21 protein-coding genes are annotated in these 24,418 nt (G+C 56.6%); 11 read left to right on the top strand and 10 right to left on the bottom strand.

Annotation, left to right across the window (positions count from 1 at the left end):
* Positions 1–121: 121 nt before the first annotated feature.
* Both NHH03_RS14255 and NHH03_RS14250 read right to left on the bottom strand, forming a co-directional pair.
* Entirely contained in the window at positions 122–1,030 is a 909-nt protein-coding gene (locus NHH03_RS14255) for a peptidase C39 (protein WP_253157194.1), read from the bottom strand.
* Positions 1,031–1,179: 149 nt separating this feature from the next.
* On the bottom strand, positions 1,180–1,506 hold the full coding sequence (locus NHH03_RS14250; protein ID WP_253157193.1) for a hypothetical protein: 327 nt from the start codon (positions 1,504–1,506) through the stop codon (positions 1,180–1,182).
* Between the two features lie 436 nt (positions 1,507–1,942).
* Here NHH03_RS14250 and NHH03_RS14245 point away from each other — a divergent pair, with 436 nt between their 5' ends.
* The 4 genes from NHH03_RS14245 to NHH03_RS14230 all read left to right on the top strand — a co-directional run bounded on the left by NHH03_RS14245 (position 1,943) and on the right by NHH03_RS14230 (position 7,539).
* On the top strand, positions 1,943–3,499 hold the full coding sequence (locus tag NHH03_RS14245; protein WP_253157213.1) for a DUF1549 domain-containing protein: 1,557 nt from the start codon (positions 1,943–1,945) through the stop codon (positions 3,497–3,499).
* Positions 3,500–3,614: 115 nt separating this feature from the next.
* Entirely contained in the window at positions 3,615–4,859 is a 1,245-nt protein-coding gene (locus NHH03_RS14240; protein ID WP_253157191.1) for a DUF1501 domain-containing protein, read from the top strand.
* 5 nt (positions 4,860–4,864) lie between these two features.
* A complete protein-coding gene (locus NHH03_RS14235; protein ID WP_253157189.1) occupies positions 4,865–5,530 on the top strand; it encodes an RNA polymerase sigma factor in 666 nt (221 codons plus the stop codon).
* A complete protein-coding gene (locus NHH03_RS14230; protein ID WP_253157187.1) occupies positions 5,527–7,539 on the top strand; it encodes a hypothetical protein in 2,013 nt (670 codons plus the stop codon). Before NHH03_RS14235 ends, NHH03_RS14230 begins: the two co-directional genes overlap by 4 nt.
* 14 nt (positions 7,540–7,553) lie before the next feature.
* Here NHH03_RS14230 and NHH03_RS14225 read toward each other — a convergent pair whose 3' ends face one another.
* Entirely contained in the window at positions 7,554–8,129 is a 576-nt protein-coding gene (locus tag NHH03_RS14225) for a GNAT family N-acetyltransferase (RefSeq protein ID WP_253157185.1), read from the bottom strand.
* 151 nt (positions 8,130–8,280) lie between these two features.
* Here NHH03_RS14225 and miaA point away from each other — a divergent pair, with 151 nt between their 5' ends.
* Positions 8,281–9,285 carry a tRNA (adenosine(37)-N6)-dimethylallyltransferase MiaA gene (miaA, locus tag NHH03_RS14220; RefSeq protein ID WP_253157210.1) on the top strand — a complete coding sequence of 335 codons (1,005 nt, stop codon included), beginning with the start codon at positions 8,281–8,283 and terminating at the stop codon, positions 9,283–9,285.
* Here miaA and NHH03_RS14215 read toward each other — a convergent pair.
* The 4 genes from NHH03_RS14215 to NHH03_RS14200 are packed head-to-tail and all read right to left on the bottom strand — an operon-like array spanning position 9,270 to position 13,233.
* Complete coding sequence (locus NHH03_RS14215) at positions 9,270–10,346, bottom strand: NAD(P)-binding domain-containing protein (protein ID WP_253157183.1); 1,077 nt, start codon at positions 10,344–10,346, stop codon at positions 9,270–9,272. The genes miaA and NHH03_RS14215 overlap by 16 nt on opposite strands.
* Before the next feature lie 45 nt (positions 10,347–10,391).
* Positions 10,392–11,159, bottom strand: a complete 768-nt coding sequence (gene nagB, locus NHH03_RS14210) for a glucosamine-6-phosphate deaminase (RefSeq protein ID WP_253157181.1) — start codon at positions 11,157–11,159, stop codon at positions 10,392–10,394.
* Complete coding sequence (locus tag NHH03_RS14205) at positions 11,156–12,526, bottom strand: HD domain-containing protein (protein ID WP_253157179.1); 1,371 nt, start codon at positions 12,524–12,526, stop codon at positions 11,156–11,158. Before NHH03_RS14205 ends, nagB begins: the two co-directional genes overlap by 4 nt.
* The gene (locus NHH03_RS14200) at positions 12,523–13,233 is read right to left on the bottom strand and encodes a hypothetical protein (RefSeq protein ID WP_253157177.1); all 711 of its coding nucleotides are present in this window, start codon (positions 13,231–13,233) and stop codon (positions 12,523–12,525) included. Before NHH03_RS14200 ends, NHH03_RS14205 begins: the two co-directional genes overlap by 4 nt.
* Positions 13,234–13,461: 228 nt before the next feature.
* On the opposite strand from NHH03_RS14200, the gene NHH03_RS14195 reads away from it, so the two are divergent.
* Positions 13,462–14,067 carry a tRNA (cytidine(34)-2'-O)-methyltransferase gene (locus NHH03_RS14195; protein ID WP_253157176.1) on the top strand — a complete coding sequence of 202 codons (606 nt, stop codon included), beginning with the start codon at positions 13,462–13,464 and terminating at the stop codon, positions 14,065–14,067.
* 647 nt (positions 14,068–14,714) lie between these two features.
* Positions 14,715–15,650, top strand: coding sequence for an Hpt domain-containing protein (locus NHH03_RS14190; RefSeq protein ID WP_253157174.1), 936 nt, complete (start codon positions 14,715–14,717; stop codon positions 15,648–15,650).
* Here the strand turns inward: NHH03_RS14190 and NHH03_RS14185 are convergent.
* From NHH03_RS14185 to NHH03_RS14175, 3 genes are all read right to left on the bottom strand, one after another.
* Positions 15,632–16,672 (bottom strand): peptidase M42, encoded by a 1,041-nt coding sequence (locus NHH03_RS14185; protein ID WP_390895568.1) that lies wholly within the window; start codon positions 16,670–16,672, stop codon positions 15,632–15,634. The two genes, NHH03_RS14190 and NHH03_RS14185, sit on opposite strands and share 19 nt — an antisense overlap.
* Positions 16,673–16,762: 90 nt before the next feature.
* Positions 16,763–18,892 (bottom strand): FAD-dependent oxidoreductase, encoded by a 2,130-nt coding sequence (locus NHH03_RS14180; protein WP_390895567.1) that lies wholly within the window; start codon positions 18,890–18,892, stop codon positions 16,763–16,765.
* Between the two features lie 88 nt (positions 18,893–18,980).
* Positions 18,981–20,528, bottom strand: a complete 1,548-nt coding sequence (locus NHH03_RS14175; RefSeq protein ID WP_253157162.1) for a sulfatase-like hydrolase/transferase — start codon at positions 20,526–20,528, stop codon at positions 18,981–18,983.
* A 544-nt stretch (positions 20,529–21,072) separates the two neighbouring features.
* Between NHH03_RS14175 and NHH03_RS14170 the strand changes: the two genes are divergently transcribed.
* The 4 genes from NHH03_RS14170 to NHH03_RS14155 all read left to right on the top strand — a co-directional run bounded on the left by NHH03_RS14170 (position 21,073) and on the right by NHH03_RS14155 (position 24,399).
* The gene (locus NHH03_RS14170) at positions 21,073–21,507 is read left to right on the top strand and encodes a hypothetical protein (RefSeq protein WP_253157160.1); all 435 of its coding nucleotides are present in this window, start codon (positions 21,073–21,075) and stop codon (positions 21,505–21,507) included.
* A 379-nt stretch (positions 21,508–21,886) separates the two neighbouring features.
* Entirely contained in the window at positions 21,887–22,690 is an 804-nt protein-coding gene (locus NHH03_RS14165; protein WP_253157158.1) for a hypothetical protein, read from the top strand.
* A gap of 14 nt (positions 22,691–22,704) precedes the next feature.
* A complete protein-coding gene (locus NHH03_RS14160; RefSeq protein ID WP_253157157.1) occupies positions 22,705–22,998 on the top strand; it encodes a hypothetical protein in 294 nt (97 codons plus the stop codon).
* Between the two features lie 168 nt (positions 22,999–23,166).
* Complete coding sequence (locus NHH03_RS14155) at positions 23,167–24,399, top strand: hypothetical protein (RefSeq protein ID WP_253157154.1); 1,233 nt, start codon at positions 23,167–23,169, stop codon at positions 24,397–24,399.
* Positions 24,400–24,418 lie beyond the last annotated feature (19 nt).

Below are 24,418 nucleotides of genomic sequence, written 5' to 3'. Positions count from 1 at the left end.
AACCAATCCGGGAAGGGCGCATGAAGGATCGACAGAATGCTCTAGGGGAAATCCGACACCCCAACAGCATATACCAAACGAGTGAACTTGTCTTCACTGTTTGCGTCGCTACCAGGTCACATCACTCGGAATGGTTGCCAAGATAAATCGCCTCACCAGTGAACACACGGCGCAGCTCTTCGTCGCTCCACATTCGCCAGCCGACTGCCGGGTCGGCGATTCGCCAGCGGCCATCGCTGGTGCGACTGTGCACGACAATCGCATGACCTTCGGCATCGGTCCCCAGAAGCTGTGTGACCGGTCCCGCTGCACGGTGATTGCGGAACCGAACCACCGCCAAGTTGGGCAATTGACCGTTAATCGACCAGCGACCAGGGTCAGAATCGGCCACCTGGACTTGGCGATCACTGCCGTTGACCGCCATCCGCAACCCACGAATCAATCCCAGTGACGAAGTCCCGTGGCGGCTGGTTAAACACGCGCCGGCGAGCCAGGTTTCACTGGAATCGAGCGGGGTCGGATCCCAATGCCCGGCTTGGTGGCGCAGCGGCAGCGGCGCTAACAAGCCCGACTGGCGCAGCAGCGTGGCAGCGGCAGCGGGTCCGCAACTCGCTTCATTGCTTTGCAGACAGACGCCGTCCTGCCAATCGGCGGTGTTCGCGATCTCAATCGGAAACAGGCTCGGTCGCAGCACCGGCAGGATCAAAAAACCTGCCGACAGCAACAGCATCGACGTGACTGCGATCGATCGCGAAAGCTGTCGCAGTGCCGATGCGTTTGACGCCAGACCGGCAGCAAACGCCAACAGAATGGGCAACCAATTGGACCAGCAAACCACCGCTGCGGTCGGCAGCGCGCTGGCCCACAACAGTCGGCCAGAGAGCCCAAACGCAAACACCAGCGACAGTAACAAACATTCGACGAACAGCGCGGGTCGGTCGCGATAGACCGACAGCGACAATCGCCGGCCCGCAATGAAGCTAAGCCCGGAGAACGAGGCGATAAATCCGATCGCGATCCACAGATCCATTCCCATCCGATCTCTCCAGTCTCGAAAGACAGCCGCTGCCCGTCATCGGCGGTAGACGCCACCCCCGTTAAGAAACAATGAAGCAATGGTGTTCATCAAGTGCAGATCCGATGCCAATTCGAATTTCTGGCAAGACTTCATCAAACTCGCTAACCGCCTGGCACCTTGGTCAAGAACACAATTTCAACTTGATCGTGATCGGGCCGAGTCAAATCGTTGGCATAGCTGGTCGCCGCCGAGCGGACGGGAAACCAAGTGGCCTGGTCTGGCGGGCACCATTGGCCGGTGGCGATCTGCAAACAGCGGATGCCGTCGCGTTGAGACGTGCTCGGTGGGGGCGAACCACCCAGGATCGAGTCGTCAGGTTCAAAGGGGCGGGCGATCAACCAGCCGCGGTCCAACCCGCGGTAGCGGGGAACGGGGACCACTGGCGAACAAACGCCACTGCAAATCAAGGCCGAGCGGTGGGTGGACATTGCTGAATCCCTGAGGTGGCGGGTGGATCAAGACCAGCCAATCAGCATCCCCCAGCTAGTGACACCTTTGGTCAATATTCGTTCAGTCCGATAAAAACGCGATTTCGTTCTTCCGACGAAGTGTTTTCCGGGACTAAAGTGGGTTTGCGCGACGTCAATCCGCCAAGCGGGAACCTGAATCGACAATCCGAAAAATCTTGCAGGTACCATCGGTCGGCTGATTCGTTTTTAGATTGAAGCGGTACGGGCCGAATCGGACCGAATCGCGAGCCAAATTCACACCGCTCTTGTTCCTGCATCTGGATGCAATGCCATGACACCGTTCAAACACTCTCAAACGCGACTCCTGATGGTGTTGTCCGGTTTGTTGACGGTTGCCACAGTGGTGTCGCCGCAGCGAGCACAGGGCGAAACGGTCCAACCGCCTCAGATCGCGATGATCAATGAAGCGATTGAGCAGGGTTGGGTGGATTATGAGATTTCTCCGGCCAAAGAGGCTGATGACGCCAGTTGGTGCCGCCGAGTTTATTTGGACGTGATCGGACGGATCCCTAACCTGGAGGAACTGCAGGAGTTCACTTCGGATCGGAGCAACGATCGTCGCGAAAAATTGGTCGACCGTTTGCTGCACGATGACCGCTACACCGAAGCCTACGCCAATCACTGGGCGACCGTTTGGACGAACCTGTTGATCGGTCGCGGCGGCGGGATGGATCGTCGTGACCTGACCAATCGCGATGGCATGATGAAGTACCTGCGTGATTCGTTTGCCACCAACAAGCCCTACGACCGCATGGTCTATGAACTGGTCACCGCCGAAGGGGCGACCAAGCCCGGTGCGCCCGGATTCAACGGCGCAGTCAATTTCCTGGTCGGTAAGGTCAATGAAGAGAAAGCCGTGTTGGCCGCCAGTAGCGTGTCACGAATCTTTCTCGGCCAGCAGGTCCAATGCACGCAGTGCCACAACCACCCCTTCAACGACTGGAAGCAACAAAAGTTCTGGGAGTTCAACTCGTTCTTTCGCCAGACCCGTGCACTGCGGCGGTACGTCGACGGGACACGCGACATCGGCTATGCCGAATTGGTCAGCGAAGATTATGCCGGCGAAGCCAATGACCCCAGCGACGCGTTGGTGTTTTACGAGATGCGAAATGGATTGACTCGAGTGGCCTACCCGGTGTTCACCGATGGCACAGAGATTTCTCGCAGCGGCTATGTCGACGATGTGAATCGACGCCGCGAATTAGGACGTTTGATGCTGGACAGCAAAGAACTCGATCAGATGGCGGCGAACCGTTACTGGTCGATGTTTTTGGGATATGGATTCACCAAACCGATCGACGACATGGGGCCGCACAATAACGCCACGCACCCCGAATTGTTGGACAAACTAGCGACTGAGTTTCGCGGTGCCAGTTACAACATTAAAGACCTGATCACCTGGATCACGCTCAGCCGACCCTATTCACTGGCATCGGTACTTGGCAGCAACAACCAAGTCGATGATCCGTCGATCGGCGAAACACCAAAATTCTCGCGGTTTTACCTGCGTCAGATGGCAGCCGAACAACTGTACCAGTCCTTGGTCGCAGCATCCGGCGGAACATCCAAAGGCACCTACGAGGAACAGGAACAAAAGCGGCGTGAATGGCTGCGACAGTTCGTGGTCACATTTGGCACCGACGAAGGCGACGAAGCGACGACATTCGACGGTTCGATTCCACAGGCGTTGATGTTGTTCAACGGCGAACTCACTCAGCGCGCCACCAGCATCGGCGCGGGAAGTTTCCTGGAACGACTTTCGAAATCCGGCAACTCAACGACCGAGCGGCTGACACAACTGTATCTAGCCGGCTTGGCACGCCGACCGACCAAACGCGAAGTCAAACTGGCCGCTGATCTGTACCGCGCCCGTGGCGGCAATGAACTCGAGATGCTGCAAGACATGTGGTGGGCGATCCTCAATAGCAACGAATTCATCATGCAACATTGACGTGGGTTCAATCGCCCCCTTGACGCGTTCTATATCTAGCCAGGCTTCACAGCACAAAACACTTCTCATCGGATAGGCAACTGCAATGACATCGACTTGGAAAACCCCATCCGGCATGAGCCGCCGCCATTTCATGAACCACCTGGCCGGGTCCACCGCAGCGGTCTCCGCGGCGATGACCATGGGCGGCGCGATTCAGGCCAATGCCGAAGAGATGCGTAAAAACCGCAAATCCGCCATCATGCTGTGGATGGGCGGTGGCCCCCCGACGGTGGACATGTGGGATCTGAAGCCCGGGGCGCCAACCGGTGGCCCGTTTCGACCGATTTCGACCAGCGGAAATGCACAGATCTGTGAGCATCTGCCGATGGTTGCCAAACAGATGCACAATCTGTCCGTCGTCCGCAGCATGTCGACGCGGGAGGCCGATCACAACCGCGGCCGCTATTACATGCACACCGGATTTGTCCCCAACCCGAATATCGAACACCCCAGTTACGGATCGGTGATCTCGCATGAGTTGATCGACCAACGACCCGAATTGGAGATCCCCCCGTTTGTGACCATCGGCGGCGCCAGCGCGGGCCCCGGTTTCCTGGGGATGGCCTGGTCACCGTTCGCCGTCACCAGCAGCGGCCGAATCCGTAACTTGGACATGAAATTGGACGACGCCCGACTGCGTCAACGAATGGCCGCGTTGCAAGAAATCGAAAGCGGTTTTGCCGCACGTACCAAAGGCTTGCCGGCCGGCGAGCACGGCAAAGTGCTGAAAAAGACCTTCGATTTGATGACCAGCAGCCAAATGGAGGCATTTCGAGTCGAAAAAGAAGACGAAAAGACCAAAGAACGCTACGGCACGAACGGTTTTGGCCAAGGCTGTTTGCTGGCGCGACGGCTGGTGGAAGCCGGTGTTCCCTTCGTGGAGGTCGACTTGGGCGGCTGGGACCTGCATAATAACGTGCACCAAACGCTCTCAACGACTAAATTGCCGCAACTGGACAAGGCGATGAGTGCATTGGTCGAGGACCTGGAACAACGTGGCTTGCTGCAAGACACGGCGATCATCTGGATGGGCGAATTCGGACGAACCCCCCGAATTAACCAAAACGCTGGTCGTGACCACTGGGCTCGGTCCTGGTCTTGTGTCGTCGGCGGCGCAGGGATCAAGGGCGGACTGGCGGTCGGTGAAACCAGCAGCGATGGAACGGCTGTCGAATCCGAGCCGTTCAGTAGCGAAGACCTGATGGCAACCGTTTGCGAAGGCCTGGGGATTGGATTGGACACAATCTTTATGAGTAAGAACCGTCGCCCGATGAAAATTGCAAATGGCGGAAAAGTTATCCGCGAACTGGTGGCCTGATATTGGTGGATGATGTCAGCGTCGGCGGTCAATCGCCAAGCTCGACTGGCTCGAAGACTGTTTCGGTACCCCAGTCAAACGATCGATCCGATGTTTCGTCGCCAGTTGGCAATGAACCCGGGGAAGATCGGCTTGATGACTGCGATGAAGGCGCTGCTGAGTTGGATGCGACCGAGTTGGTTGTGCGGCACCAGAGCGGTGTTTGGCGCTACCTGCGAATGCTGGGCTGCGACGATGCGACGGCCGACGACCTGACACAAGAAACCTTTCTCCGCGTGCTGCGACGTAACGATTTCGTCCAGCACAACGATAGTGCGACCGCCGGCTACCTACGCCGAACTGCATACAACCTGTTGGTCTCGCGACACCGCAAACTCGGTCGCGTGCAAACGATTGCCGAACCTGAATTACTCGATGAAACCTGGGACCGCTGGGCCGGTAAGGACTTAACCGGAAACGCAGCCGTCGAGGCACTCCAACACTGTTTTGAGAAACTAACTGAACGGGCACAACTGGCGCTGCGAATGCGATTTGATTCCAGTGCCAGCCGCGTCGAAATCGGCGAAGCACTGGGGATCACTGATCACGGCGCCCGCAATTTGATGCAGCGAGCCAAACAACAACTACGCAGCTGTGTCGAAGAAAAACTGCAGCTTGTAAACGAATCATGACCCATCCCAACCAACCACACGAACTGGATGACGATGCCGATCCGATGATCGATGCATTGCTCGCTGAATTCGTGCCCAGCGACCCCGCACAACGCAAGTGTCCGCCTGATCTGTCGGCCCAAATTTTGGCCCAGCTCTCGCAGACCAAAGTCCACCGTCGCACTCCGACCACTCAAACCACAGCCCCAACGCGTTGGTCCGCTCCGACGCGAGCCTTTGCGGTGGCCGTCGCGATCGCCGCCAGCTTGGCTGCGATTGTTTGGCTGGGCCCTGCCGGTAACACGCCTGAAGATGAATCCGCACCAGGCTTAAACGCACCGGGCCTGAACTCTGTCGCCGAGAATCCGACCAAAAACATTCCGGCACCACAACCTGCAACCGGTGCACCAACTGAATCAACCGATTCCAGTGTGGCGGTAACCGATTCACCCTCAACGCCGGAAACACCGTCGCCGCGTCGTCCGCTGCGTGGCATCCCCTTGGATTCGCCCCGAATCGCTAGCAACGATGTCCCAGCCACCGAGACCGAACACGGGATCGGCAATGCCCCTGGTCGTGGTCAAAACCCCGTCGCTACACCACGGTCCACCACCGCTGACCCACTCACGCTGGTCGCCGCTGAAACCGCCGCGACGGCACGCGAATACTGGAACCAGTTGGGGATCACGCCGACACCGGACGCTCCCAATCACGAGATCACCGCACGATTGAAAGATCAACTCGGTATCGTGTTGGCAGGTGATGTGTTGTCCGACCCCGAACGTCTGCATCGCGCCTTAGCTCAACCGACCCAGGCGAAAGAACTTGCCAAACACTGGTTGGCCTCGGCAACCGAGCGGAACCTGTGGGCAATGTCCCAACCCGACAAAGCTGACTTGGTCGACGAAGTTGCGCGTGGATTTAGCGGCCAACAGCCTTTCGACACCACCTTGGTTTCGCTGATCAATGGATCCAGCAATCAATCAAAACAGTGGTACCAATCGATCGGTCATGGCGGCGTTGAAGGCGTTTCCAAACGGTTGGCCGACATCACCATGAACGCCGACCTGCGCTGCGTTGAATGCCACAATTCAAAAATCGGTCGCTCGGGCACGCAAGAGGATTTTTGGTCGTTTGTCGCCTTGGTTCGCAACGCGGTCACATGGCAAGATGACGGCTGGGCGGTCGCTGATCAAACCGATCCGGCGCCGACGTTCTTTGAACTGCCCGATGGTCGGCAGCGATTGGCGGAGCCGCATGTCAGTCCACGTCTGCTGGGTGCCCCCAACGATTTCGATGGACTGAACGGCTGGAGTGATTCGCTGGTCGGCAGCCGTGTCCTGGCCGGCAGCCTGGTCGATTCGCTGTGGCAACTCGTTCATGGTCGCAAACTCAAACCATCGCCTGTCGATGTGTTTGCACCGCCTAGTGGCCAACAACTTGATCAGCTGCACACACAGTTGGCCGCGGACCTACAGGCCAGCGGTTTCGATGTCGCTCGGACATTGGCATTGATCATCGCATCCCCGATGGCTCGGCGGAGCACCCCGGATGCACTGCGTGGCGAAGCCCTGTTGACGACCAGCGACTCCGACCGGATCGAAGCGTTGGAACTGGTCGGTGCCTTTGCCGCCGCTGTCGATAAACCCTCGTCGTCGCGCAAGGATCGAATGGACATTGCAATGCGCCGTGTCGGCGGACTGCTGCAACCAGACGAACAATCCGCCCTGCTGGCTCAGCCGATTTTTCAAGCGCCTCGCAAGAATGTTTCGACATCACAGTCCGGTGACGGCCAACCGGCCATCAGTCTGGCACAACAGTTGAGTGTCGATTTCCCTAGCGACAATTCATCATTGCCCGTTTCCTGGCTACGATCGATCGACGATTACGACCAACAGATCCAACACTTGGTGTATCTGTCCGGTGACGACAAGGTTCCTGATGATTTGGCTGACATTGCCAAACGCTTGAAAGACAACGGCAGCGTGCCATCAGCACTCAGCCGTATCTGGTGGATCCTGCGGAACTGATCCAGTCCCGCTGGCTACGCTTTCACGCTAGCGACGTCGGCCGCTTTGTAAACCACGTGGGCCCGTTTGAACCCTAGCCGCTCGTACAAACGTACGGCGCCGGTGTTCTCGGTGGTGACCTCTAAGTGCATCCGTTCCAGCCCCGTCGAACGAAATCCGGTGGCAGCCATCGACATCAGAATCGAGCCCAACCCTTTGCCACGATGGGCGGGATCAATCCCAATGTTCTGAATCGCCCCCCAGCCCTCGGTCGATAACCCTTGGATTGTCCCGACAGCCAACGTTTGAACCGCTCCCGACCGCGGGTCTGAGTGGCGATATCGGATCAACCAGGTGGCTTCGGGAACAAAGTCCGCGCGGCTAGAAATCTCCCGCATCAGGTGCAAACAGCCGTCACGGCGCGACAGACAGGGGAAGACGTTGGCATCAAGTTCTTGGCGAAAGCTGTTGAATTTGGCCAATGCATGGTCTCGAATCAAACCCGGGTTGTAGGACAACAACTCATATCCGCTGGGGACCGACGGAGTGTCGGCATGCCAGTCGCGGAGGTCAAACTCCATTCGATATCGTTTGAAATATGTCATACCCATGGAGTTTGATTCTACCACGCGTTTACCAACCGAGCCGAATCGGCATAAACTTAAACCCCCAACGCGACTCCGCAGCGAGATCAAATACCCAGCTTGCCGGTTTTGTAGACTTTTCTGATTGTTTGACTCATTCGACGATTTCCCCAACTTGATGCCTGCACCTACGCCGCCCGCAACATTCCCGCCGCTTGTCGGTCAGGCGATCGTTCTGACCGGATCGACGGCGTCGGGAAAAAGTTCGTTGGCGATCAAGTTGGCCGAGCGAATCGAAGGTGAAATCCTGTCACTCGATTCGATCGCCGTGTATCGATACATGGACATCGGAACAGCCAAGCCCAGCCGAATTGACCAGCAACAGGTTTCGCATCATCTGATCGACTTGGCCGATCCAGACCAGGACTTTAGCGTCGCCTACTACTTGGCGGAGGCACATCGCTGCGTCGCAGAAGTGCTCTCGCGTGGAAAGCGTCCGATTTTTGTCGGCGGTACACCGATGTATCTCAAAGCCATCTTGCGCGGCTTTGATCCCGGACCACCACCGGATTGGCAGTTCCGTGAATCCGTCGAACGCGATGTTTTGAAATTTGGCGTCGACGCCCTGAGGGATCGATTGATTCAAGTCGATCCGCTGTCTGCGGCACGAATCGCGCCGGGCGATACACGACGGATGATCCGTGCTTTGGAGGTTTCAAAACTGACCGGCGTCCCGCTCAGTCATCGTCAAATTCAATTCGATCGGATGCTCAGTTCACACTCTTGCAGCGTGTTTGCGATCAAGCATGATCGCAAACAACTGCACCAACGAATCAATCAACGTGTCAAACAAATGTTCGACAGTGGATTGTTAGACGAAGTCCGATCGTTACTGGAACGCTTTGGTCCGCTTTCGCGAACAGCGGCTCAGGCGGTTGGCTATCGGGAAACGATTGACTGGATCGCAGGACAAGACAGTGACGTCGACACGGCGCCGCTGGAATCTCTGCAGGATGCGGTTGCCACGCATACCCGGCAGTTGGCCAAGCGGCAGGAAACTTGGTTTCGATCGTTCCAAGAAATCACTCCGATCTCGGTCACACAGCCAATGGAAACGGACTCCATTATCAACGCTCTAGTCGAGCACATTCAGCGTGTTGATACGAGTCAGCTTTCGGGTTGAGCCGTGATTTGATCCTCGTAGGCTCTTGATACGCCAGCAGCCGAATCTCCCGTCAGGTGCGTGACAATCTTGTCCACGTGAGAGTGGCAGTTTTCCAGAAAGGTCTTGTACTTGCTGGTTTGTGTTCCTGCCGTTGCCGTGCCGGCGACATAGATCCCCGGCACATTGGTTTGCATGGTTTGTTCATCATAGACCGGACGGTCGGTCGGCCCCGTCAACTGCACCCCGGCCGACCGCAGCAACGTCTTGTCTTGTTCGTACCCGATCAACGTCAATACATCATCAGCGGCGACCTGGGTGATCGAACCATCGTGAACCGATCGTAACCGCACGGCCCCCGGCAGAATCTGCTGCACAGTGGTACCCACCCAATTCGCAATCCGCCCGGCTTTTAATAGCCCCTTAATCTCCGGCAGCAACCAGTACTTGATTCCGTCCTCGGGCAATTCACTGCCGCGATAACTTAGTGACACCTGGGCGCCGGCATGATGCAATCGCAGTGCGGCTTCGATCGCACTGTTGCGACCACCGATGATCAACACTCGGCGTCCGAAATAACGATGGGGCTCGCGTAAATAGCCGTCAACATGCGGCAGATCCTCGCCCTCGATCTTCAACTTGCGAGGAAAATCAGTGCCACCGATCGCAAGCACCACGGACTCGGCGGAATACACCTCCGGCCCACCAACAGGATTCGCGGTGACCGCAAATCGGTCGCCGGCCGATTGGATCTTGGTGACCGGCGAATACGAATGGATCTGTAGGTCAAACTGCTGAGCGACGCTGCACAAATAGTTCAAATACTGCTCACGCGTCGCTTTCGCCTGATCCAGCGTCGTCAACGGGACCCCGCAAATCGCAATCCGTTCGTTGCTACTAAACCATCGCGTTTGCGGTGCCCACCAAGAAATGGTTTGGCCGACTGAACCGGCATCAAAAATCTGAAATGTCAGATTGGCTCGCTTGAGCGCGACGGCCAATTCGATTCCGATCGGCCCCGCCCCAACGATCGCGACTTGGCTATGCAGTGCCGTCGCACTGGGATGCGTTGGAACGTTCATTTTGTTTTCCCCGTAGCAGCGCCAAGGATGAATTCCTAGCGAGATCTATTGTTGCAACTCGGTAACCGCGGCAGCAGCGGGCGGATCAAGCACCACGGTGACGTGACTGTGATTGCGCAGTAACGATGCGGGGTGTGCCGCAACGACCGGGCCCGCCAGCATGTTGCGAACCGCGTCGGCTTTCCCCGCGCCGGTGGCCAACAACACGATCTGACGTGCGTCCAGAATGGTGGCAATGCCCATGGTGATTGCGTGCCGCGGCACTTGGTCGGGCGAGTCAAAAAAGCGAGCGTTCTTGTCGATCGTTTCGGCGGTCAATTCGACCTGCCGCGTTCGGCTATCAAATTCCGATCCCGGCTCGTTGAACGCAATGTGCCCGTTGTGCCCGATTCCCAGCAGTTGCATATCGATTCCACCGGCATCGCGAATCATCGCTTCGTACCGCGCACAAGAGGCATCGATGTCGCTCGCACAACCATCTGGAACAAACGTCTGCTCGATGGGGATGTTGATCTGCCCAAACAGTTGTTCGTCCATGAACGCGCGGAAGCTTTGCGGATGGTCGCCGGCTAGCCCAATGTATTCATCCAGATTGAACGAAGTGACCTGGCGAAAGTCGACTTCGCCGCGGCGTGCCATTTCAATTAGCACCTGGTAGGTCGCCACAGGGGTCCCGCCGGTGGCCAACCCCAGAACACTTTTCGGATTTTGTCGCACCTGATCGGCAATCAGGCCCGCCACGGTTTTTGCCGCACCCTGTGCATCCTGACAGACGATGGTTCGCATTGCATTGAGAGTGAATTCTTGGTTCATGCCCATTCCTTTTCCGCCTGGTCCGCGGATTCGATCAACAGCTGAGACCAGTGATCTGAAGTTGAATAATGTTGACGGAGTTCCTGTCGCAAATCCGGTCGAACAAAAATGCGAACACGTTTGACGTAGTTGTCAAATTGTTCTTTGGCCAACACAGCCACCACGGGTGAAACGTCACCCAAACTGGCGGCGCGCCCGTCAGTCAACAGCACTGTGGTATTGATGTCGACTTCCAATTTAACCGGCGGTGCATCGATCAACAGGTCAGCCGGCGCGACGGCCACGCCGCTGCAATGACTGATTCGATCCGCCAGGATTTCACACAGTCCGACTAGCCACCAATAGGGTCGTCTCGCAAGCCGTTGATGGATTTCGATACCGCCCAGGACACTGAATTCGGCGACTCGTTTGAACAGCTGCCGGCGCGGACCGAACAACCCTTCGATCATCGGTTCAGCCAGGCTGCCTTGTCCGGCGCGGCGTAGCCTGGCGATCCAATCGGCATCGGTCATCGACAACGTCGCCTGCAGATCCACTCGATTGTGCAGCAGAAAGACGCTGCGTTGCAGCATCGCAGTGGCCGAGCGAACGGCATGATGCCAATAGACTTCGCTGAACATGATGTACCGGGCGAACACCATCATCTCGGCTGCCGTGCGCCCTTTTTCGCCCACAGCCAGGTGCCCGGTCACCGGATCAACGACCAGCGATGAAATCAATCGGCCGGCATCAAAGTTGCGTCCGTAATCAACTCCGCAATGCAGACTGTCACGTTGCAGGTAATCCAATTTGTCGATATCGATCGGACCGCTTAAACAGCTCGCCAAAAACGTTGTTGCTTGGCAGTTTGTTTGTGCAGCCGCGTGTGCCGGATCCAGTAACCCGATGATGTCTTCCGCGTCACAGCGCCAATCCTGGGTTAAACAGTCCGCCAGTTCGCCGTCGCGCAACAGTTGGCCGACACGTGATTCATGACGCGGCAGTTGATCCAGCTGCATGTCTTCGATCGGATGACAAAACGGCCAGTGTCCCAGATCATGAACCAATGCTGCGACCAGAAAGGCGTCACAGCTCTTTTCGTCTAACCATTGCGATGCCAGGGGGTCACCGAGAAATCGTGCCAACAAACGCAGCGCATTCTGATACACACCCAACGTGTGCTCAAACCGCGTGTGCATCGCTCCGGGATAGACCAACGCCACCATTCCCAACTGGCTGATTCCCGCCAGTCGTCGAACCGCCGCAGTGTCCAAGATCCGCCGCACACGATCGGTCAATGGGATCGAATCAGCCGGCGGAATGCGAATCAACGACCCTGTATCGGCACCCGCACGATACAGCAAATCCAACTCGGGAAGCTCAATCACGGCATCAGCTCGGTGGGAAGTCCGGCCAACGTCACACCGCTGGTAAACGCCAGCAAGACAATCACGATGAAATACAGCCCCGCGTGAATCACTCCACTAAAGTATTCCAGTTCGAATGTGCCGGCCGACGCCAGTGCCCCCAAGGCGATCATCACACAAAGTGTGATGCCGAACACCGCGTACGACATCTCGGCGGGCTGATTGAGCTCGAACACGTAGGTCGGCACAAATGCGTAGACACACCACAGCACCACAAAGATCGCCGAACAGATCAACACCCGGTTGCGCAGTTCAGGGCCAACATAGGGCTCGCGTTCTTGGTCGTACAGAAACGTGTACCCGGCCCAGACCAGTGGGGGTGCCAAAACAACCAGCCCCAACAATTGGGCGATGAACATCGCGATGTCGGTCTGTTCGATAAACCGCAGTGCAAACGCAAATGCAAACACCGCGGCAATGGTGCCAAGCGTGATGAACAAACCGACTTTGGTGACATCGGTTTCTTTGCGAACGACCGGCTTCAGGACACTGGTTCCGGTGCTGTCCTTGGGCGAGTCATCCTGGGGGGCATGGATGACAACCTGCTCGTCAATCGCAGGGATTTCGATCGGTTTCTTACAATTCGGACAGGGGCCCGTCTTGCCGGCGAATTTGTCGCTTACTTGGAAACGCTTCAGACAATGGCGACACGTAACTTGAATCGGCATGAATCGAGATCTCTACCAGCCAGGGGCCGGCCCAGTCGAGTCGAAGAGCGAGGCAGTAAAAAAGAGTGGGACGACCGGCTGAATTCGACCGGCAATCAGTCATGATGTAGCGATAGTTTCTCACGTCACCAAGACCTTTTGCAACCCTTCGGCGCCCCCGGACGCAATGCTTTGCCAAGCTAGTGATCCAAGGGCAACGTTTTCTCACCGCACCGCGATTCCCAAGCCATGTCAGCCCAGTCGCCCCCACCGCCAGATCAGCCTGAACAGTCGGATCAGCCCGCTCCCGAGCACCAGCCCACCCCAGTCAACCTGGCCGGCCGCTCCGCCGATTCCACCCCGATCGCACACGTCGTGCTGTATCAGCCGGAGATCCCACAAAATACCGGCAACATCGGCCGATCTTGCGTCGCGGTCGGAGCCAAGCTGTGGATTGTCCGACCGGCGAGCTTCGATTTCAGCGACAAACGAGTCCGCCGCGCGGGGCTGGACTATTGGAAACACCTGGATTTGGAAGCCGTCGACCAGTGGGACGACATCGCGCAGCGGATGCCGCCCGAGCGAACGTTTTTCTTCTCACGCTTCGCCACACGCACTCTCTGGGACGTCGAATTCCAGGCCGGTGACTGTTTTGTGTTTGGTCGGGAAACCGCCGGACTACCACGCGAAATCGTCGGCCCAGGCGACCCCCATGCCCTGCGGTTGCCGACCAGCGAGCAAGTGCGCAGTCTGAACCTGGCAACCACCGTCGGAATCGTGCTCTTCGAACAACAACGCCAGCTGCAACAGTGCGACCGAGCCGATCGAAGACCATCGCGACACGCGAGCGAGTGAACGCCCCCGCCTCGCACGGATTGAACCTGCGTTTTTCACCACAACCAAGACGCGTCCGTTTTGAAGCCAGCGCTTTCGTGATTCACTCGCCCGCCGCGCGGCAGAGTCCGACGTCCAAGCGGCCGGAGAGGGTTCTCGGCGCGCCCCTCTCCGGCCCTGAGAGGCCGACTCTCCCAAGGAAGAGTGAAACGATCGAAGCGGCAATTTGCCGGTCTATTTGAGTTGAAAAGGCTGATTAGCGCTGGCCTCAAAACGCGTCAACGAGGGATTCAGCGTGTTATCGGGATCCCTCGCTGACGCTTCGGATTTCCAAAAACCAATGCCTCACACGAAAGCGCTGGCTTCAAAACCAACCCGCCGGGTTGGGAATCGCGGTTGCAGGCCCCCGATCCCACAGGAACCTTGCCAGTGGAGCGACCGTCACAATTGACAACGATCGACTGATCCTTGCACAACGCCCTTGGCCGCTGGCAACACCGAAACCATCGCCCGACTGACCGATCGAAATTGATCGGACGAAATCCAAACATCCGATGCTAAATCAGAGCGAGGGATCAGTACGGGGCCAAGCAACAGTGGCTTCCAGCCAGACATCTCGTCCCACGTCCACGCCGCGTGCCCGTTTGAATGTTTGTCGCCAAGCACCGATGCTGAATTTTTCCACTCGCATCCCGATCCGTTTCCATTTGGCGATCCTGCTGGTCGGCATTCTGGCTGGCGTTGTTTTGCTGGCCTTTGAACTCGGGTTGGTCCCCTCGGGGAAACAGCAACTGATCCAAGGTCGTGTTTCGCTGTGCGAATCGCTGGCTGTCAGCGGTACTGCGATGGTCGTCGATGGAGACGCTGCTGATTTCCAGTCGACGGTGGAGGCATTGGTTCAACGCAATCGCAGCCTCGAATCGGCAGGGTTGCTCAATCCGGAGGGTGATTTCCGGTTTGCAACTCCCGGTCATCACTTGCTTTGGTCGGATGACCCCCGACACAGCGAATCCAACCTGACAGCCCCGGTCTATCGCTTCGGGCAACCCTGGGGAAACCTGCAACTCGCATTTGCCGATCGCGAACTGGCGGACGCCGACCAGGCGGTCTGGCGACTGCTGGCGTTTCTATGCCCGGTGTGTTTTATCCCCTTTTGTTTTGTGCTGAAGCGATCCCAGCCTCCGGCCAGCGATCTGTCTGAAATCGACGATCCCCAACAGACTGACGACCTGGAAACGAACACCATCGATCTGGGTGCGCCGATCCATTGCACCCTGCCGATGGACGATCCGGAGTACCGCGAAATTGCAATCGATTTTGTCAAACGACTCGACGTGCGACTACTGGGCATGCTCTCGATGGTCCAATCCATGCGATTTTCGGACTTGGAAAACGAGGCGCATTGGTTGAAGGGAGCCGGCGGAACCGTTGGCTTTCCCGCATTGACGCAGCCGGCAATGGAGCTGATGAACCAGGCGCGTCAGAACGAATCCCAGCGCTGCCAGGAATTGTTAGGCGATCTGTTAGATCTCAGACAACGAATGGTCGTGCCCGAATCAGATGCATCGCCGTACACACGCAGTGATCAAGGCTTGGGCAGCTGACAAAGATTCGCCAACAAGCGTAGCATCGCTGCGACACTGGTCAATTTGGCTGTCTCGGTTGCCGTGTGATACGACGTGGTTGGCAGCTGTAAAGTGGTGCCAGTGATTTCATGATGCGTCGCGTTAATCAGCCGCCCCAATTCCGTCCGTCCGAGCGATGACTTCTTTTCACGTGTTTCATTTTGTTCCTGAACATAACGGTCCTTGTACCGGTAACTGATCTTCAACGCGTCACAGGTTTGTCGAACGTGTTCGGTCAGGTCTGGATCGAATTCCGCATTAGCATCTTGGTGACGCAGCACCACATCTTGAGCATCGAGATCCTCCAGCGTCGGAAACGGACTGGTGTCCAACACGATCAAGCGATCGGTTTGAATATCGTGTCGACGAAACCACTCGGCCGCAAACCGCCAACTGCGCGCCGATTCCTCGCCGGCAGTGAACATGGCCGTGCCTTTGAAACCCAGCCGAATCAGTTCCACCATCATCGCGACTGAAATCACATTGTCCAATTGCGCCGCGATTCGACCGTTGGCTTCTTGCAGTCGATCGAAAAATGAAACCGGCGTTCCCGGCTGTAAAAACTCCAACCCCTCGATTTCAAAAATCAGGTTCTTGCGACGCGGACAGACATAGGATTCGGTGATCTGCCCGGCGCCCAAATATGATCCCACAAAAGGACTGTGTGCCTGGACTCGCTGACCGCGAAATCGTCCGGCCACCAATTCCATGAACTGCTCGGAAATCGAATCGCCGTTCAACTCGCCACGATTCCCCGCGATAAACGCCGCGTACTGGAACTCATTCGGGCCGGTGCATAGTAGCCCGTGGCGATCCACATGCGCCGACAGATAGATGCTGTGCGGGGCACTGCCCTGGGCGACTAGCAACCCGTGATAGCGAGTCACTTTGACGGGGTATTCTTCCAGTTCGCGTCTTAACACACGAAAGAAAGCATCTTCGACGCCGACAACGGATGGCTCACGCACCAAGGCGCGCAAGAGGTTCAAAAAAGTATCGATCGTGTTGTTTCCGATGCGAATGAATTGGCAATCCACGTCGACGGGTGGTCACCACGTCGACGGCGGAATTCGTCAAGCACTCAATTCACTTTACTGGGCCGGAACAGCATTGGGTATGGCCACAAACTGCACGGCGTCGGCGATCACGTGACCATCAGAATCCGCATTGCTGATTTCGACGGTTGCTTTGGTACCAAACTGAAACTCACCAATCAAGACGCGTCCTTTTGACTTGCTATCACGCTGGTCGACCCGAATGACATGACGCTCCCCCCCCTGCGAAACCACAGTGACTTGGGTGTTGCTGGAGCGATTGGAAAACGGCGGCCAAAGCAGGTTCACGCGGTAGTTCCCGGCGGCTGGCAGCGTTGCGGTGTAGCTTGCAATGCACTCGCCCTTGCCGGAGTCGTTGTCGTGCAAATAGTCTTCGCCCACCCGAGGCTGGGAGGACGAACTACTGACCCAACCGCCTTGGGTCACCGCCTGGCCGTTGTCGACGACGATCCCCGATAACTCCGTGACCTTGATCCCCGGCGTTTTCTTGGGGCCTTGGTACGCCAGCACCTGGCCGTCAGCCGACAAACGCTCAGCCAGTTGTTCATAGTCAACGTCCTGAACACTCGACTCGGTCTCGATCGCGATCGCCGCCGCGGTGGTAGCCGATTGGCCCAGCACCATGAACACCGGCTCCATTCGGATCGAACCAAATGCGATGTGAGATGCCGACAAACAAACCGGCACCAATAGATTGGACACTTCGCTGCGTTTCGGAACGATCGATCGATAGCTGATTCCGTAGGGCGAGAAACCGCCCACCTGCACGTCGCCTTCGTTGCGGGCATGACCGTCGGCGTCAACATAGCGCTGTTGGTTGTGCGAATCCATCGTGTAAGCCGCTAAACCGATCGGATCATCGATCTCCAATCCCTGGCAATTTTTCTGCGTCATCACATAGTCACTGACCATCCGCCGCGCTTCTCGAATGTAGAGCTGACCTTGCCAGCCATCGCCTTCGGTGAATTCGTCCTTGGTCATTCCCCACCGTGAAACCTCGCGACGAACATTGGCGGGGACACGAGGATGATTGGCCAAGGTCCACATCAAACCCTGTTGATAGAGCAAATGCTGGGCAACGATCTGTTCACGTTGTTCGTAGCTGGCTTCGGGATAGTCGTAATTTTGGCCGATGAAGTCGGTGGAGAAACCGGTGCGGTTGTTGGTGTCGGTCTTGCGATTGGGCATGGCCGAATTGATCCAAGGTGCACTGCTCTCACCGGCTTCGAAATTGCGAAGCATCAGTTCATACCACTCCGCGCGATACCCCTCGGGCTTGTGAAACGGAATCTGATTCTCCGGATGATCCGTCAGACACATACGAAAGCAGTAAGCTTGAACACGTTTATCGGCGCCGCCTTCTTCCCCAGGTCCGGTCGGATCCAGGTGAGGCAATAGACCGCTACTGGGATCGCCGGCAACGACGTATGGATCCACACCGCGACTGAGTTGGTGATGACGTGCCATTTTCGTTTGCACCCCGTTCAGGGTTTCACCGTACTGCGAATTGGCTTCGCGACCGACGGTGTAACTGACGCCCGCGGCGGCCAGCAAATCGCCTTCGTAGGTTGCATCGATGAACATCTTGCCCCGGTAGGTCTCGCCCGACTGCATCCGAATCGCCATGATCCGCGCCGGCCTGCTGCGTGTCATCATCACGGCTGAGCGATCCAATCGTTGACCATAGATCACGTCGATCCCGGCATCTTGAATCCATTGCTGGTAGACAGCCAGCGCGACGCTCGGTTCAAACGTCCACATCGTCTGTTCCCCGGCAGCGGTCTTGGACTGCCCGGTGCCACGATACTGCTCGCGTTTCTGCCACTTCCAGGCCTCGGGGTTTTCGTAGTGCTTTGCGATGTCCCGATAAAACTCTCGCGATATACCACCGATCGCAGATTTGTTACCAATGTCTGTCTGCCCCAAACCACCGGTCGTCAGCCCCCCGAGACGCTGCGTGGGTTCGATCAAAACAACCGACAGCCCCATTCGCTTGGCTTGCACGGCGGCGGCGACGCCCGAGGAGGTGCCGCCATAGATGACTAAATCCACCGGTTCAGCGGCGGCGATGGGAGAGCTCGCCGCGGCGATCGTCAGACCTAGCAACAACGGGGCCAGCGACCGTGGGCGGCCTAAGAACAGAGAGAGCAGTGCTGTGTAGCGCATCCAAAAATGACTCGTCAAAGGTGGGATTCGTGACGGAAGGCTGGGTATTCTATGCAACACGCCGGCACCACGGGGGCTCGGCTTGGCGTTAGGGTGTTTCCGGTTCCGGTCGTGGCTGCCACGTGTCGTAGATCTTGGCCGAATCACCCCACCAAAACGGCGACGACCCCCACAATGGCACCGTCGCCAAAGCTGATTCCCAACGGCCTAGCAGGGCAAACAACTCTTGAAGTCGTTCGGTTTCTTGGGCGGCCAAATCATCCGATTCCGCAACATCGCCGGCTGGCCGAAACAGTTGTGCGGGGCGATGCGAGGGGCGAATCAGTTTCTCGCTACCATTTAGAACCGCGGCCTGTCCTTGCAAACGCCAGAACAATGTTCGTGGCGGATTGATCGCGGCGTCACATAACTGGGGCATCACATTCATGCCGTCATGCGCGCCGGCTAGCTCAATCATTCGCCGGCGGTTGGCGGCATGCTCGTGTGGCCGTGGATCAGAGAGCGGTAACAATTCTGCGTCGGCCGCAGCCATGAAGGTTGGCAATAAATCCAGCGAACTGATCACCGCGTCGCAAGTCGTCCCGGCAGGGATCTTTGCAGGCCAACTCCAGATCATCGGCACTCGCACGCCGCCTTCGCGCAAACAGCCTTTGGCCCCGCTCAGCGGACCGTTCCAACTGGCGTTGCTAGTCGCACCTCCATTGTCCGAAAAGAATACCAACAGCGTGTCCTCCCACTGGCCGGTCGACTCCAGGTGCTGGCGAATTCGACCGACGCCGCGATCGAGCGCCAACATCATCGCGGCATAGGTTCGCCGCTTGGGACTTTCAATCTCCGTGAACTGCGCCAGGTCATCTTCGGTCGCTTGCATCGGCGTGTGGGGCGCGTTGTAGGAAAAAAACACAAACCAAGGCTGATCCGGTTCGACTTGTCGGCTTTGATCGATGAACCGCAAACCTTCATCAGTAAAAAAGTCCGTCAGATAGTCACTGGAGAACGCGTCGACCCGATTGCCGTTCCGCTCGATCGAGTGATTGATTTCGGCTGGGAAATAGTTGTGACTGCCACCGAGCATGCCACAAAAATGATCAAAACCGCGTTCGTTAGGATGAAAGCCACTGGTACTTCCGAGATGCCATTTGCCAATCAGCGCCGTGCTGTAACCGGCGCTGCGAAGCTGATCGCCCAATGTTTTTTCGCTGGTCGAAAGTCCCAATAGCTCCGGCCGTGTCGCATAGTTTGCCGCCGCAGCATTCAGATTGCCTTCGTAGCCGAAACGGCGCGGATCACGACCGGTCAATAACCCGGCGCGCGACGGCGAACAGACCGAACTGGTCACATAGGCCTGGCGACACAACACCCCCGACTTCGCCAATGCATCCAAGTGAGGTGTTCTCAGTGTTTGGCTGCCCATGCATCCGAGGTCGCCATAGCCCATGTCATCGGCCAAAATCAAAACGATGTTTGGCGGGGTGGCTGTCTCCGCAAGCACTGCAGAAACGCACCACAATTGCATCAACAACCCGGCGAGTGCCCAAACCGATCGACTGCAACCTACGGTTCGCAGTTGTCGGCGGAACGAACGACGCGTGATCATTCCAGCACCAATGGGCGTTTGGGCAACAAATGAATTCATGCTCAGTCTCAACGTTGGAATTCGGGCTGACAGGTGATCGTGTCAATGTTTCCGACGACAGTCGGCGCATCGCGCAAGGCAGTCTTATCGTTCGCACTTCACACGTCAAATCCCACCGGTAACCAAAATCCCGATCAAGCCCCGCATGCGCCAGTTCAACGGAGAATCCTCCCCCCCTCCAACCCCAGTGCGTCAAAGCGAATTCGCCAGAACATCCGTTAGGCCGCATTGCCAATGACGTGTAGAGTCCGATTTGCTACTCTCAGATTCCCACATTCAAAGCGGAGCCTCCCCTATGCGAATCTGTTTCGTTCTCATCGGTCTCGCTGCGTTGCATCACCTCGCTATGGGTGAAGCGCCGACTGTTCCCGACCTAGAAATGACATTGCCGCAGACTGTGCGATTCACCGTCCCAGGTGCTTTCCCAGTCCACGCGGCGCGGTTGGCATTTCACGATCACATAGGGGCTCGATCGGATAATCTAAGGGCCAAAGATGAATCAGCTCTTGGCACGGCGGCACCAGGTGAAGAATGCGAATCTTGGATGTATCCGGTTTCCATTTCAAATTCTCCCACAAAAGTCGATCCAAAGTCGCTGGCGATGAGCGTCACCTACGTGCAGTCCCAGGGAAGGAAAGTCTCGACAGGCACAAGTAGAGTCATCCAAGCCGACGTCGCTAGTTTTGCAGACATCGTGCAATGGTATTCAGATCGGCTTGGCGGTTCAGAAATCCCCGAAGCGCTCGTAACGTTCAATCAACTTGCGAAAGCAGAACAGCACAGTCGCGAAGGCATTTCGCGAGACCTAGCCGCCATTCTGTCGACGCATCTAACTTACAAATTCACCTCTGTTCAGAAACAGATCACGATACTTCACGCTGAATCAAGCGGCGATTTGGTTGCCATTGTTCTGCTTGGAACAGAACATGAAACCAGCATCCAGATTCTGCGACGGTGCATGAATCCGACGGGTGACTGACCATGGTTCCATTGGGGCTGCGTTGTTGCGAATTGTTTTGGTGAAGTCGTGCTTCGTGCGTTGTATGATGGCAGCTGCCAGAGGAGGCACAGATCTCGATTTTACCGACACTGGAGAGACCGAAATGACCAACGCCTCGTTTCTAAGCCCCGGTGGTTGCTTCCTCGTAAGATGGATCGTCTGTTTTGCGATCACGACATGCCTGGTTCCTCTTCACGTTTTTTCTCAAGAACAAGAAAGTGGACGAACAGAAATTTCGCCCCAGGCGGGCGCAGTCACTGCGTTGATGCCTCGCCTTGACGGGTCATGGGTGAAACTGGTTGGGCGACCGTCGCTTGAGAGGTGGGCGTCAGACAGTGCCGAGCCCGTTGATTTCACCGTGTTTCGGGCTGACGACGGACGGTGGCAATTGATTGCGTGCATTCGGCACACCACTCATCCAGGCGGCACACGGTTGCTGTATCGTTGGTCCAGCGCTGAACTGCTGCAAGAAGACTGGAAGCCGGAAGGAATTTTTTTGTCATCGAGACCTGACTGGGATCATGCCGAAGGCACGGTGCAGGCACCCTTCCACGTCTCCGATGCCGGTCGGCACTTCCTGTTTTACAACAGTCGCGGTGGGCATCTGTTGACCAGCGAGGACGGGACCAAGTTTGATCCCGTGGGCAAGGAAGCGATTTTCCCGATGGGCCGCGACGTTTGCATCCTGGATGATCGCAAGCGTTCCGGAAAGTGGATCGCTTACTACACCTCACCGGAAAAAGGAATCAATCCCGCCACCCGCGATCACACGATACGCGCGCGCACCGCAGAAAATCTGCAGGGACCATGGAGCGATGTGGCAGTCGAGATTCCACCCATCACTCCGCCCGCCGAGGGTTATACGTTTGTGTACGCGGAAAGTCCGCTCGTGATCAAACGCGGTGGCTTCTACTATCGCTTCGAGCAACTCAACGTCTTTCGCTCCAGCGATCCATTGAAATGGTCGGGTCCCCCAATCGCGCAACTCGCACCGAAAGATCCTCTCAAACGATTGGCACCTGAAATTGTCACACACCAAGGCAATGATTACTTGGTCGCCTATCAATGGCGAGGCCGCGACCCGCGTGGCATCTATCTGACACGACTCGTATGGGATCCACAAAAAGGGGAAAGGGGTTTTATTGAACTAAGAAGAGAATAGGAAGTTACCGCAGCATGGTTTTTTCGCTTCGAACTGTCCTCACACTTGTCCTCGGATTCGCCGTCGCCTTCGGTGCGATCACCGCGACGGTTTCGCTTCCTTCGAATTTCTCCAATCTTCCTGAAGGCTTGCTTTTCGTTTTTGCAATTGGGCTGGTCGCGATCGCAATCGCAACCTCTTTGCTGGCGATGGGTGACGCAGGTGTGCAGAGATTTATTCTCATCTCACACCAGTTCAATCACGAACGAGACAAGAGTTCATCTGGCGAAAGGCAGACGGCCTGTTTCTCGTTGATCAATGGGGACTGAACGACCGATTTCCTGGCCTTGTGCTATCTGACGCAGTCGAGAAGCCAGGCAAAACAAGTTTCCAAAAAACCTCTGACCTTTCCCCGGGCGAGTGTACAGGTGGCTATCATGTACATCGATTCTTTGCGACTGGTCTTTTCATTCTGGCGTCAATAGCGGTGGAGCAAGATGATGAAAATGTTGTTGTTTGACGGTGGGGCTGAGTCGCGATTCCGAATATGGCAGGGCTGTGTCGCGCCCCTTATCTGCGGTTTCCTGTTGAGCCTGTCGCAGGGCAGTGCCTTGGCTCAAACCGCTGTCGAGCTCGACACGTCAGACTTCAAAGGGATCGAATTGGACTTGGATCAATCGCCCTTGATGCCCATTTTCACTGAAGACGCCGACGTGTTTTATCGAGCGACGTTCGCCGGGGATAGTGAGAACCGAGTGGGTGCGGCACTCTCGGAGCATTCGCTACAGGGACTCAATGCAGATGGGATTTTTGCAGCCGAGTATCGGGTTCGCGTGGATCGCAAAGCTCAAGACCCTGCGGGCAGTCGCAATGTCGCAGTGAATTTTTATGAAGCCGATGGTGTCATTGGTGCTGCCGACATTTCCAATCCGGCGGTCCGAGATCCACAACGGACCTATCCTGAATTCAGCTACAATTCCGCCTCAGGAACAGGAGTCGACGTCAGCCTCTCGGTTGGTGCCGAGCTTCGTGAGACAATCAATCGTGGTGCGAGCCACATTGGCGCTACCGTGCAGTCAACCTTTCCTCAAGGAACCTCACAAATCCTCAGCTCAGCGCCACCCATCATTGAGGTCACGGAATACTACGAAGATCCCTTTGATGCTCTCCCGCTCTTTTCAGGATCGACCGGCTTGGTCTATCGGGGACACGCAAATGAGACGGTGACTCAAGGAGAATCGGTTGTCGTAGGAGACGACATCGCTCGCTTTCGCGTCTTTCTTCGCGGCGACAATTCCATTGATGTACTGATCGATGAGACCGGGATGCCAGGCAACTTCTACGCCGTCACTGTCGAATCAGACGACGGTTCACTGCTTCAGATCGGCGATTCATTTCAAGCCCGCCGTTCACCTTTCCAACCCCCTGGATTCGCCGGTTTTGATTTTTCGGCGAAGGGACGTGGTCTGAATGAATTGATGGCGGAATTTACGGTGAACGACATCGCCTATGATGGTTTGGGTGGGGTGGAACGCTTGGACATTTCGTTTTCGCAGAACGCCTACATTTCAGCGAACGACACGACACCTTTTGGCACCCCAAAAGCATTCGGACGCCTACGAATTAATGCAACAGCAGTCCCCGAGCCGGCAACGTTTGCCGGACTGGCGGTCATCCTAGTGACGGCTTCGATACCACGTCGACGTCGCAAGCGGACGAGCCCGATCTAAAAAGCACTGTCATGGTCGA

The organism is Stieleria tagensis (assembly GCF_024129865.1).
GTDB lineage: Bacteria > Planctomycetota > Planctomycetia > Pirellulales > Pirellulaceae > Stieleria > Stieleria tagensis.
The sequence above is the reverse complement of the archived record's forward strand: the minus strand, read 5'-3'. Positions and strand labels throughout refer to the sequence as shown.